Annotated in this window: 11 protein-coding genes and 1 pseudogene; 4 read left to right on the plus strand and 8 right to left on the minus strand. The window is 61.3% G+C overall.

Going from position 1 to position 12,310, the window contains the following annotated elements; translation table 11 throughout:
- Window positions 1-75 precede the first annotated feature (75 nt).
- The 3 genes from N2A98_RS14440 (at window position 76) to N2A98_RS14450 (ending at window position 5,026) form a co-directional block, all read left to right on the plus strand.
- On the plus strand, window positions 76-2,031 hold the full coding sequence (locus tag N2A98_RS14440) for an acetoacetate--CoA ligase (RefSeq protein WP_275622184.1): 1,956 nt from the start codon (window positions 76-78) through the stop codon (window positions 2,029-2,031).
- Window positions 2,032-2,169: 138 nt separating this feature from the next.
- Window positions 2,170-4,707 (plus strand): PAS domain-containing protein, encoded by a 2,538-nt coding sequence (locus tag N2A98_RS14445; protein WP_275622185.1) that lies wholly within the window; start codon window positions 2,170-2,172, stop codon window positions 4,705-4,707.
- A gap of 43 nt (window positions 4,708-4,750) precedes the next feature.
- Window positions 4,751-5,026 (plus strand): peptidylprolyl isomerase, encoded by a 276-nt coding sequence (locus N2A98_RS14450; RefSeq protein WP_003174397.1) that lies wholly within the window; start codon window positions 4,751-4,753, stop codon window positions 5,024-5,026.
- 120 nt (window positions 5,027-5,146) lie between these two features.
- Here the strand turns inward: N2A98_RS14450 and N2A98_RS14455 are convergent, their stop codons facing one another.
- The 8 genes from N2A98_RS14455 to N2A98_RS14490 form a co-directional block, all read right to left on the minus strand.
- Complete coding sequence (locus tag N2A98_RS14455; protein WP_275622186.1) at window positions 5,147-6,052, minus strand: sugar kinase; 906 nt, start codon at window positions 6,050-6,052, stop codon at window positions 5,147-5,149.
- Window positions 6,053-6,180: 128 nt separating this feature from the next.
- On the minus strand, window positions 6,181-7,389 hold the full coding sequence (locus N2A98_RS14460; protein ID WP_275622187.1) for an amino acid deaminase: 1,209 nt from the start codon (window positions 7,387-7,389) through the stop codon (window positions 6,181-6,183).
- A gap of 9 nt (window positions 7,390-7,398) precedes the next feature.
- On the minus strand, window positions 7,399-8,163 hold the full coding sequence (locus N2A98_RS14465) for an IclR family transcriptional regulator (RefSeq protein ID WP_275622188.1): 765 nt from the start codon (window positions 8,161-8,163) through the stop codon (window positions 7,399-7,401).
- A gap of 164 nt (window positions 8,164-8,327) precedes the next feature.
- Window positions 8,328-8,717, minus strand: a complete 390-nt coding sequence (locus tag N2A98_RS14470; protein ID WP_032896881.1) for a RidA family protein — start codon at window positions 8,715-8,717, stop codon at window positions 8,328-8,330.
- Window positions 8,718-8,731: 14 nt separating this feature from the next.
- Window positions 8,732-9,514, minus strand: coding sequence for an amino acid ABC transporter ATP-binding protein (locus tag N2A98_RS14475; RefSeq protein WP_044274305.1), 783 nt, complete (start codon window positions 9,512-9,514; stop codon window positions 8,732-8,734).
- Entirely contained in the window at window positions 9,511-10,173 is a 663-nt protein-coding gene (locus N2A98_RS14480) for an amino acid ABC transporter permease (RefSeq protein WP_003191826.1), read from the minus strand. Before N2A98_RS14480 ends, N2A98_RS14475 begins: the two co-directional genes overlap by 4 nt.
- Window positions 10,174-10,185: 12 nt before the next feature.
- A complete protein-coding gene (locus N2A98_RS14485; protein ID WP_044274307.1) occupies window positions 10,186-10,848 on the minus strand; it encodes an amino acid ABC transporter permease in 663 nt (220 codons plus the stop codon).
- Window positions 10,849-10,900: 52 nt separating this feature from the next.
- Window positions 10,901-11,749 carry a transporter substrate-binding domain-containing protein gene (locus N2A98_RS14490; protein WP_034125742.1) on the minus strand — a complete coding sequence of 283 codons (849 nt, stop codon included), beginning with the start codon at window positions 11,747-11,749 and terminating at the stop codon, window positions 10,901-10,903.
- A gap of 326 nt (window positions 11,750-12,075) precedes the next feature.
- On the opposite strand from N2A98_RS14490, the pseudogene N2A98_RS14495 reads away from it, so the two are divergent.
- Window positions 12,076-12,300, plus strand: a pseudogene (locus N2A98_RS14495) (thioredoxin family protein); the annotation flags it as partial.
- Window positions 12,301-12,310: the final 10 nt, after the last annotated feature.

Below are 12,310 nucleotides of genomic sequence, written 5' to 3' on the forward strand. Positions count from 1 at the left end.
CAGTTGCCCGATCTATCACTGATACACCGCTATCGCAGGCAAGCCAGCTCCCACAATTTTAACAAGAGGCAGCTTATGTCCGACATCCTCTGGCAACCCTCCCCGGAACGCATCGCCAACACGCGCATGGACCAGTTCCGCCGCTTCATCAACCAACGCCACGGCGTGCAACTCAACGATTACCCCGCCCTGCACCAATGGAGCATCGACCAGCGCCCGGACTTCTGGCAGGCGATTGTCGCGTTCTTTGACGTGCAGTTTCGCAGCCCGCCCAGCGTCACCCTGATCGAAGACATCGAGATGCCCAGCGCCCAATGGTTTCCCGGCGCCACCCTGAACTTTGCCGAACACTTGTTGCGCCGCCGCGACGATCATCCTGCAGTGGTTGCCATCAGCGAAGACGGCCAACGTGAACAGTTGAGCTATGCGCAACTGGCGGAACACGTGGCCGGCGTGCAAAAAAGCCTGCGGGCGGCCGGGGTCGGCATGGGGGATCGGGTGGCCGCCTGCATGCCCAACACCTGGCAAACCCTGGTGGGCATGCTCGCCACCACCAGCCTCGGTGCGATCTGGTCGTGCTCCTCGCCAGACTTCGGCACCCAGGGCGTCATCGACCGCTTCGGCCAGATCGAGCCCAAGGTGCTGATCACCTGCGCAGGCTACCGCTATGCCGGCAAGCGCATCGACCAGAGCGCCAAGCTCAATGAAATCCTTGAGCGCCTGCCCTCCCTGCAACAGCTGATCATCGTGCCTTACGCCAAGCCCGAGGCTCAGGCTGGGGACTACACCACCCACGCCCACGTCGCACTGTGGGACGACTTCTATCAAGCCGGCGGCGAACCCGAATTTGTCGCGGTGCCGTTCGATCACCCGCTGTATATCCTTTATTCCAGCGGCACCACCGGCATCCCCAAGTGCATCATCCACGGCACGGGCGGCGTATTGCTGACGCACCTCAAGGAACACGGCCTGCATGCCGACCTTAACCGCGAGGACTGCCTGTTCTACTACACCACCTGCGGCTGGATGATGTGGAACTGGCTGGTGTCGGTGCTGGCGATCGGCGCCACCGCGGTGCTGTACGACGGCTCGCCGTTCCACCCGGGCCCCGAACGCTTGCTCGACCTGATCGATGCGGAAAAAATCAGCGTGTTCGGCACCAGCCCCAAATTCCTCGCCACCCTGGAAAAATCCGGGTTGCAGCCGCGCTTGAGCCACGATCTGGGCAGCCTCAAGGGCCTGATTTCCACCGGCTCGCCGCTGTCGCCCCAGAGTTACGACTACGTGTACCGCGAGATCAAATCCGAGCTGTGCCTGTCCTCGATGTCGGGAGGCACCGACATTGTCTCCTGCTTTGTGATCGGCAACCCTGTGCTGCCCGTGCGGCGCGGTGAGATGCAGTGCAAGAGCCTGGCCATGGCCATCGAAGTGTGGGACGACCAGGGCCGGCCCCTGATCGGAGAGAAAGGCGAACTGGTGTGCACCCGGCATTTCCCTGCCATGCCCATCGGGTTGTGGAACGACCCGCAGCAGCAAAAACTGCGCGCCTCGTATTTCAGCCAGTTCCCCGGCGTGTGGGCGCAGGGCGACTATGCCGAGCAACGCGCCAACGGCAGCCTGTTGATTCATGGGCGTTCCGACGCGGTGCTCAACCCCGGCGGCGTGCGCATTGGCACCGCCGAGATTTATCGCCAGGTAGAAAAAATCCCGCAGGTGCTGGAGAGCCTCGCCATTGGTCAACGTTGGCAGGACGACGTGCGCGTGGTGCTGTTTGTACGCCTGGAGGACGGGATCGAATTGGACGAGGCGCTGCAACAGCAGATCCGCCAGGTGATTCGCGCCAACACCACACCGCGCCACGTGCCGGCGAAGATCCTCGCTGTCACGGATATCCCCCGCACCATCAGCGGCAAAATCGTCGAATTGGCGGTGCGCAATGTGGTGCATGGCGAGCCGGTTAAAAACACCGATGCCCTGGCCAACCCCCAGGCACTGGAGCAATTTCGCGACAGGGCTGAGCTGGCCGACTAGATGAAAGGTTTCAGCGCTGATGCAGCGTTTTGGAGAAAAGCCCTCAAGGCATGCTATTTTTCGGGGGTAGTCACCCGTTGTCTTTCCTTGGGACAATGGGTGTTGTCATTTTTCAAAGCGTCATGCTCAGGGCTTTTTATGAATGGAACATCCACCGGTAGCGAAGCCGCTGCGTTGATCAAGCGGCTGGACTGGGCACAAAGCCCACTCGGTGAGGCCAGTGAGTGGCCGCAAAGCCTGCGCACTGCCGTCGATATTGTCGTGCATTCACCCATGCCGATGGTGCTGCTGTGGGGCCCGCAACTCACGCAACTCTATAACGATGGCTTTGCCCACCTGATTGGCAGCAAACACCCCGGCGCCCTGGGCCAGCCGGCGCACCACACTTGGCCGGAGCTTGAAAGCTTCGCCGCGCCGGTCTACGACGCCGTGCTCGGCGGCCAGGTGCGCACCTTCAGCGAGCAACGCTTTGTGCTGCACCGCCAGGGCTGCGATACCGAAATCTGGCTGGACCTGACCTACAGCCCGGTGCGCGATGAAAGCTGCCAGGTGGCCGGCATCCTGGTCACGGCCATTGAAACCAATGAGCGGCGCAGTAAAACCCTCGAACTGCAACAGCGCTCCGAAGCCAGCCTCAAGGCCCAGCACAACACCGAGCAACGCCTGCAACTCGCATTGGCAGCCACCGACGCGGTGGGCACCTGGGACTGGGATATCGGTGAAGACCGCTTCATCGCCGACGCCCATTTCGCCTATCTGCATGGCGTCGACCCCAATGATTCAAGCCTGCTGCCTATCAGCGCTTACCTGCACGGCGTGCATCCTGAAGACCGGGGCACGGTGACGCGCAGCATCAAGCATTGCATCACCCACGGCACCGAATACGCCGAGGAGTACCGCCTGCAGCAAGCCGATGGCCAGGTGCGCTGGGTATTCGCCCGTGGCCGCTGCTACAAGGATCATCACGGCCGGCCGGCGCGGTTCCTCGGCGCCGCACTGGACCTCACCGAGCGCAAAAACACCGAGCAGGCCTTGCGCCAGAGCCAGACCGAGCTGCAACTGATCATCAACGCCATGCCCGTGTTGATCGGCTACGTCGACCACGACCAGCGCTTTCGCCTCAACAACAGCGCTTACCTGGAGTGGTACGGCAAGACGCCCCAGGAACTGTACGGCAAGACCATCCGCGAAGTGCTCGGCGACGAGGTGTATGCCGGGCGCGCAGACAAGATCGCCGCCGCGCTCAAGGGCAAGGCGTGCAGCTTCATGACGGTGACGCCTCATCGCGATGGCCGCCCGCGCCATGCGTTGATGAAGTACCTGCCGCGCTTTAGCAATGACGGCTCGGTGAATGGTTTCTACATCTTTGTGATCGACGAGACCGAACGCAAGCTTACCGAAGAAGCCCTGCGCCACCTCAACGAGAACCTCGAAGAACGCGTGGCCCAGCGCACCCAGGCGCTGGCCGAGGCCAACCAGCGCCTGCAAAACGAGATGTTCGAGCGCGAACGTGCCGAAGATGCCCTGCGCCATGCCCAGAAGATGGAAGCGGTCGGCCAGCTCACCGGCGGTATCGCCCATGACTTCAACAACATGCTCACCGGCATCATCGGCAGCCTGGACCTGATGCAGCGTTACATTGCCGCCGGGCGCAGCGACGATATCGGCCGCTTTGCCGATGCCGCCGTGTCCTCCGCCCATCGTGCCGCCGCCCTTACCCACCGGCTGCTGGCGTTCTCGCGGCGCCAGTCGCTGGACCGTCGCCCTACCGACCCCAACCAACTGGTGGCATCCCTGGAAGACCTGTTCCGGCGCACCAAGGGCGCGCATATCGAACTCAAGGTCCAACTGGGCAAGGACATCTGGCCGGTGAATACCGACGCCAGCCAATTGGAAAACGCCCTGCTCAATCTGGTGATCAACGCCCGCGACGCCATGCCTGACGGCGGTGAGCTGCTGATCGAAACCGCCAACAGTTACCTGGACGGCACCGACATCACCACTCTGGAACCGGTCAAGGCTGGCGACTATGTGATGCTTGGCGTGAGCGACAACGGCAGTGGCATGGCGCCGAAAATCCTCGCCAAGGCCTTCGACCCGTTCTTCACCACCAAGCCCATCGGCCAAGGCACTGGCCTTGGGTTGTCGATGATCTACGGCTTTGCCCAGCAGTCCGGCGGCCACGTAACCATCCAGAGCGAGCCCGGCCAGGGCACCTGCGTGCGCCTGTACCTGCCGCGTTTGTATGGCACGGCGCTGGAAATCAGCCTGCCCACCAGTCTGACCGAAGCACCCGTGGCCCTGGCCGGTGAAGCGGTGGTGGTGGTCGAGGACGACCCGGCGGTGCGTATGCTGGTGGTCAATGTGCTCGACGAACTGGGCTACACCGCGCACCAGGCGGCGGATGCCCGTGCGGCGCTGCCGTTGCTGGAGTCGGATTTGCGTGTGGACTTGCTGGTGACCGACGTTGGCCTGCCCGGCATGAACGGCCGGCAACTGGCGGAAATCGCCCGCCAGCATCGCCCCGGCCTGCGCGTGCTGTTCATGACCGGTTATGCCGAGAAAGCCGCCGAGCGCCAGGGGTTCCTGGAAGACGGCATGGACATGGTCGCCAAGCCCTTTTCCATTGACCTGTTGGCCAACAAAATCCGTAGCATGATCGGCGTCGAGGCCTGAGTTCAGGCATAATCGCGCGCCGTCGCACAGCTGGTAGAGCCCCATGAAAGCCCAAGCCCGTCATATCCTGGTGAAAACCAGCGAAGAAGCCGAACAACTCAAGCAGCGCATTGCCAAGGGCGAAGCCTTTGATGTGCTGGCCAAGAAGTACTCCACCTGCCCGTCAGGCAAACGCGGCGGTGACCTGGGCGAAGTGCGGCCCGGGCAGATGGTGGGGGCCATTGATGCGGTGATCTTCAAGAAACCGGTGAAGGTGGTGCACGGGCCGATCAAGAGCAAGTTTGGCTATCACCTGGTGCAGGTGTTTTACCGCGATTGAGCATTTGGCTCCAGACCGCTTTCGCGAGCAAGCCCGCTCCCACATTCGACCGCGCTCCTTCAGTTAAAACACGATCAACTGTGGGAGCGGGCTTGCTCGCGAACCGCCGCAGGCGGCCATTCATCTCGGTATCAGCGCCCCCGGCACCTGAATCACCCGGCTCGCCAACCGATGCCCCGCCAATGCAGCCTCTTGCGGTGAGCCACCCTTGAGCCGACTGGCCAAATACGCCGCACTGAACGAATCCCCCGCCGCCGTGGTGTCCACCACCTTCTCCACCTTCAACGCCGGCACCGCAAAGCGCTCGCCCGCGCAACGAATCAGGCAGGCATCCGCTCCGCGCTTAAGCACCACTTCTGCAATCGACGGGTACGCCGCAAATACCTGCTCGCTATTCTCATAGCCAAACAACGCGCGTTCGTCATCCTCGGTGAGCAAGGCAATGTCCACCTCGACCAACACCCTGCGATACGCCTCACGGGCCGTTTGCACATCGGCCCACAGCCGCGGCCGGTAGTTGTTATCGAACACCACCTTGGCGCCGCGCCGACGGGCTTCGCTCAGCGCCTGCAGTAAGCGCTCACGTCCGATATCTCCCAGCACCGCCAGGGTAATGCCGCTCAAATACACCACGTCATAGCCCGGCAAGGCCGCCAGGACCGGCTCGGCAGCCGGTGTGGTAAAGCAGTCGCGCACGGCCGCTTCGTTGCGCCAGTAGAGGAATTTACGTTCGCCCTGGGCATCAGTCTGGATGCAGTACAAGCCCGGCAGGCGCCCAGGCAGGCGCTGGACCATCCCCAGGCCAAGGCCTTCGGCGTGCCAATGCTCACACATGGCATCGCTGAAGCTGTCATCGCCCAGGGCGGTGACGTAGTCAACGCTGCCGACCTCGCCCAGCTCGCGGCGCAGGTACACCGCGGTATTCAGGGTATCGCCGCCGAAGCTCTGGTGCAGGCTGCCGTCGGCGCGGTGTTGCAGTTCGATCATGCATTCGCCGATGAGGGCGATGCGGGGGTGGGTGTTCATGCCTTGGCTCTCTGGTGTGGCTGATGGCCTCTTCGCGAGCAAGCCCGCTCCCACAGTTGACCGTATCTCAACTGAAGGAATGCAGTTGAATGTGGGAGCGGGCTTGCTCGCGAAGGACGCGACGCGGTCTAGAAGCAGGTACGCAGAGACTCAACCACCTGCAACTGCTCATCCACCAGGCACCCCACCTGCCACTTGTCAAAGGTCAGGCAAGGGTGGGACGTACCAAACGAAATAATGTCGCCAATGCGCAATTCCACTCCCGGCGCCACGGTCATGAACGCATGCTGGTCCATCACCGCCGTGACCTTGCACCCGCTCACATCATCCCCTTGCGCAGGCACGATCCCGGCCCTGTAGCGCTTGAGCGGAACCGGCAAACCGGCGTCGTAGGCCACGTCGCGCTTGCCCAGGGCAACCACCGCAAAACCAGGCTCCGGCAGCGACTGCACGTGTGCCCAGACTTCCATTGCCGGGCGCAGGCCCTCGTTGAGGTCGCTGCGGCGTTCGAGTACGCAGCACTGCGCTTCTTTGTAGATGCCATGGTCGTGGGCCACGTAACTGCCAGGGCGTAACACGCTGAGGAAGCGGCCGGCGGCGTTCTGCGTCTCGAACGACTCGGCGATCAGGTCGTACCAGGCCGAGCCCGATGCGGTGATAATCGGCTTGGGCAGGTCGAACAGGCCGCTGTCTTGCAGCTCGACCGCCAGGCTCACCAGGCTGGCGGCAAAGTTGCGAATGCCACTGATGGCATGCTCGCCGTGGATCACGCCTTCGTAACCCTCGATACCGGTGAGGGCCAATGCCGGCTGGGCCTGGATCGCCTTGGCCAGCTCACGCACTTCTTGCTCGCTGCGACAACCGCAGCGGCCGCCAACCACGCCGTACTCGATCATCACGTTAAGGCGCTGGCCACGGGCGGCGAAGAACAGGCCCAGGTCGGCGACGTTGTCCGGATGGTCGACCATGCAATGGAAGTCAAAATCCTTATCGGCCAGCAGGTCGGCGATCAAGGCCATGTTCGGCGCGCCCACCAACTGGTTGGCCATCAGCACGCGACGCACGCCGCTGGCGTAGGCTGCACGGGTCTGCACGGCGGTAGCCAGGGTGATGCCCCAGGCACCGGCAGCGATCTGGCGCTCGAACAGCGCGGGCATCATGCTGGTCTTGCCGTGGGGCGCCAGCTCGGCGCCGCTGCTGCGGACAAAGTCCTGCATCCAGCGAATGTTATGTTCCAGGGCATCACGGTGAAGCACCAGGGCCGGCAGGCTGACATCGCGAACCAAATGAGCACCGACGGCGGCGGCACCTTTTTCAACGGCATTGAGGGCAGACATGGAAAACTCCTATTCGTTGATGCGCCGGGCCAGGCTGTTGGCGCTGTCAATCAGTACCCGGCGATAGTCGTGGTAGTTTTTGCTGGCATCGGCCCGGGGGGCGACGATGCACAGGGTCGCGATGCTGATGCCCTGGGCATCGCACACCGGGGCGGCAAAGCAATGGGTGAAGGTGTCGGCCACACTGTCGAAGGAGAAGAACCCATCCAGGCTGGCCTGGCGGATCTGCGCCAGGAAAGTGTCCAGCGGCAGGCGCAGGCCGTCCGGCAGGATGAAATCGTCGGGGTCGATCAGGTCGACGATCTGCTGGTCGCTCAAATGCCCTAGCAACAAGCGCCCCGAGGCCGTCCACGGGATGGGCGCGTTTTCACCGATATCCGAAGATATACGGAAATGCCGCTGGCCTTCGCGCATCAGCGCCACCGTGTATTTGCGCCCGTTGAGCAGGCACATCTGCGCGGTTTCGTGGGTCTGGCTGACAATCTCCTGCAAGGCGTGGTCGGCCTCGCGGGTCAGGTCGAAGTGGCGCAGGTGTGCCTGGCCGAGGAAATACAGCTGCCGACCCAGGTACACGTGGCCGTCCTTGCCCACAGTCTCCAGGATGCGCCGCTCCAGCAACGAGGCGACCAGTTCATAGACCGTGGATTTGGGGCTGCCAATGCCACTGGCAATATCATTCGGGCGCAGGGGCTGGCCGATTTCCTTGAGAAAATCGAGGATATCGAACGCACGGTCCAAGCCTTTGGCGCGGCGTTTGATGGTGTCTTCGGTCATGGCGGTTCTGGCCCCGTCAAGTTGTTGGGTACGACACAATTCCCCTGTGGGAGGGGGCTTGCCCCCGATGAGGGAGTGTCAGTGAATACATTTTTGACTGACACACCGCTATCGGGGGCAAGCCCCCTCCCACAATTGATTTGTCGTGGGTTTAAAGTGGGTATTCAGCCCTTTTTCTTGTAGGCCACGCAATCGATCTCGACCTTGCAATCGACCATCATGTTGGCCTGCACGCAGGCGCGCGCCGGGGCGTGTTCCGGGGTGAAGTATTCACCGAACACCTTATTGAAACTCCAGAAGTCCCGTGGGTCTTCCAGCCATACGCCCACCCGCACCACGTCCTTGAGCTCGTAGCCGGCTTCTTCAAGGATCGCCACCACGTTGCGCATCGTCTGGCGGGTTTGCTCAATGATGCCACCATTGATGATTTCACCGTCCACCGCAGGCACCTGGCCCGACACATACAGCCAGCCATCGGCTTCCACGGCGCGGGCGAACGGACGTGGCTGGCCGCCACCTGCGGTGCTGCCGGTGCCGTAACGAGTAATGCTCATAAAGTTGCTCCTTGTTAAAAACGAATGTTCTTGAGAAATTCCGCCAGTCGCGGCGACTGCGGCCGTTCGAAGATATCCTTCGCGCTGCCCTGCTCTTCAATGCGGCCCTGGTTCATGAACACGATCTGGTCCGAGACCTCATAGGCAAAGCGCATTTCGTGGGTGACCAACAACATGGTCATGCCCTCTTCCGCCAGCCCCTTGATCACGCTGAGCACTTCGCCCACCAACTCGGGGTCGAGGGCCGAGGTGACTTCATCGAACAGCATCAGGCTGGGGTTCATGGCAATGGCCCGGGCAATGGCCACGCGTTGCTGCTGACCACCGGACAATTGGCCGGGAAAGTGATTGCGGCGTTCCAGCAGGCCGACACGGTCCAACCATTTTTCGGCCAGGGCTACCGCTTCATCCTTGCTCATCTTCTTGACCTTGAGCAAGCCGAGGGTAACGTTTTGCAGCGCGGTCAGGTGCGGGAACAGATTGAATTGCTGGAACGCCATGCCGGTCATTGCGCGGTGCTGGGCGATCACCCGCTCCGGGTGGCGTACACGCTTGCCGCCAACATCGCTGTAGCCGATGGACTCGCCGTCCAGGGTGATCTGCCCGCCCTGGAACTCTTCCAGCAGGTTCACACAGCGCAGCAAAGTGGTCTTGCCCGAGCCGCTGGAGCCGATCAACGTCACCACATTGCCGCGCTGCATGGACAGGTCGACGCCCTTGAGCACTTCCACCTGGCCGTATTGTTTACGCAGGCCACGAATGTCCAGCAGCGCTGGGTTGGTTTGAGCTTGGTTCATGGCAAGGCCACCCGCTTTTCAATGTAGCGCCCGAATAATTCGATGGCGTAGTTGATGACAAAGAACAGAAAACCGGCGAACAGGTAGAACTCCAGGGTCATGAAGGTGCGCGCGATCACCTGCTGGGTACTGAGCAGCAATTCGGCTACGCCAATCACCGACAGCAAGGTGGAAGCCTTGACGATTTCCGTGGAGGAATTGACCCAGGTCGGCAAGATCTGCCGCAGCGCCTGGGGCAACAGTACGTAGCCCAGGGACTGATAAAACGTCAGCCCAATGGCCTTGCCCGCTTCCAACTGCCCACGGGGAATGGCTTGCAGCGCACCACGCACGATCTCCGATACATGGGAGCCACAGAACAAGGTCAGCCCGACCGCACCGGCCTGAAACGCACTGATTTGCCAGCCAAGGGCCGGCAGCATGTAGAAACACGCCAACACCAGCACAAACACCGGCGTGCCACGGATCAAATCGACGTACAGACGGAACGGCGCGCGCATCCAGAATTTGCCGTAGGTGAGGATCAAGCCGGCGACGATGCCGATCAAGGTGCCAAAGATAATCGCCAGCGCCGAGACCGCCACACTGGCCTGGAAGCCGGCCCAAAGGGTCTCGCGGGCGATCCACAATTCATGCAGCCAACTGGGGGATTCGTACATGGGGACCCTTCCTCAGCGACGGATAGCCAAACGCTGTTCCAGGTAACGGAGCAGCATGGCAATCAGGTAACAGGCAGCCACGTAGAGCGCGGTCGTGACCAGCCAGGTTTCAATCACCCGGTAGCTTTCGACGTTGATCTTGCGGGCGTAATAGGTCAGCTCCGGCACCGCGATCGCAGCGGCCAGGGAGGTGTCTTTGAACAGCGAGATGAAGTTATTCGAGAGTGCCGGCAACACGTTGCGCAGCATCACCGGCACGGTGATGTAAGCGCGGATCCGCCACTCGCCCAGCCCGATGGCCAGGCCGGCTTCACGCAAGCCCTTGGGAATATTCACCAGGCCTGCGCGGAACACTTCGGTGAGGTAGGCACCGGCATACAGCGACAGGGTGATGATGAACGAGGGGATCTTATCCAGGCGAATACCCAGGGAGGGCAAGGCAAAGTAGATCAACAGGATCAACACTAGGATCGGGGTATTGCGCACCACCGTCACATACACCGAGGCAAAAATACGCAACGCGCGGTGCCTGGAGAGCATGGCAAACGCCATCAACAGGCCGATCACGCAGCCGATGGCGATCGACAGCACCGCCAACTGCAGGCCCAGGCCGAGCCCCGCCAGCAAGGTGTCGAAATCACGCCAGACGGCGGCAAAGTTCAACTGATAGTTCATGGTCAGCAGTACCTGTATGGGGCGCGTTCAGGCACGCCCCTGCTGTTGCGGGTCACTTGAATTCCACGGGAAAACCAATCGCCGGTTCTGGCAGGTCCACGCCGAACCACTGCTTGAACGAGGCTTTGTAGGTGGGAAATTCCACACCGGTCATGGCTTCGTGCAGCGCGGTATTGACGAAGTTCAGCCAGTCCTGGTCGCCGCGCTTGACCGCGCAGGCGTAGGTTTGCGGGCTCCAGGCATAAGTGGGGCTGCGATAACGACCGGGGTTCTGCACCATCAGGTACTTGACCGAGGATTGGTCGGTGGCGGCGGCATCGGCGCGGCCTGAGTTCACGGCCTGGTACATCAGGTCAACGCTGTCGTACTGATCGACCTTGGCCTTGGGCAGTGCCTGATGCACCAGCTCTTCGGCATACACGTTCTGCAGCACGGCCACGGTAACGTCATCGCCTGCGGCTTGGAGATCTTCGATTTCCTTGTACTTGCTGTTGTTGGGCAGCAGCAGGCCGACGCCTTCGCGGTAGTATGGCAGGGTAAAGGCCACTTGCTGCGCACGGCTGGCGGTAACGGTGATGAACTGGCAGCTCATGTCGACCTTGTCGGTGAGCAGGTTGGGAATACGTGCATCAGACGACTGCACCACAAACTCCACCTTGCTCGGGTCATTGAACAACCCTTTGGCCACGATGCGGCCGATGTCGATATCAAATCCCTGCAACTTGCCATCCGCTCCCTGGAAGTGCCACGGCGCATTGGTACTGCCTGTACCTACGATCAAGTGCCCGCGTTTGAGCACATCATCAAGCTTGCTGTCCGCCGCCTGCACCACGCTGGCGAGGGAAGCCGATGCGGCGACAAGAAAAACACACGCTTTGAATACGGAAGGTCGGTGATGCATGACAAGCACTCCAGGGATTGTGTATTCCGCTATACCGGAACTTGGTATGTAACAACGGAATAGACAGCAGAAAGTGTGCCACAGGTCCTGAAGGAAAAATATGCCGGGGTGAAAGTCGTTAGAGATCAGCAAGATAACGATTGGAATGCTTCCAGGGCATGGCAGCGTCTTTGCCACGGCTTGCTACTCAAGGCCCCACAACGCTGTTACTGCGCACTCTCATGGGTCGCAGCGGTACGGCAGACCTGTGAAGGTTGACAGTAGACGCTACACATCTGCGGGCTTAGCGTTGGGAAAAACGACTGCGGCTTGAAAGGGGGATCATCATGGGAGTTGCAACGAGCAGAATTTCCAGCGCCAAGGCGTTCGAACGGTTACTGAACACACCACGCCCGGTATTCATTCTGTTTGTTTCCGAACACTGCCCTGCCTGCGTGCAGGCAGGGCCCTTGTTCGAACTGCACGCCTGGAAGCATCCCAGAGTCGTGAGCCTGGTAGTCGATTGCGCGCACACGCCGAGGCACCCTGACGTAACAGGCACCCCGACGCTGCTGATCTACC

Origin of the sequence: Pseudomonas sp. FJ2-5-13, from assembly GCF_029201605.1 — a bacterium.
In the GTDB taxonomy this organism is placed as follows: Bacteria; Pseudomonadota; Gammaproteobacteria; order Pseudomonadales; family Pseudomonadaceae; genus Aquipseudomonas; species Aquipseudomonas lactis.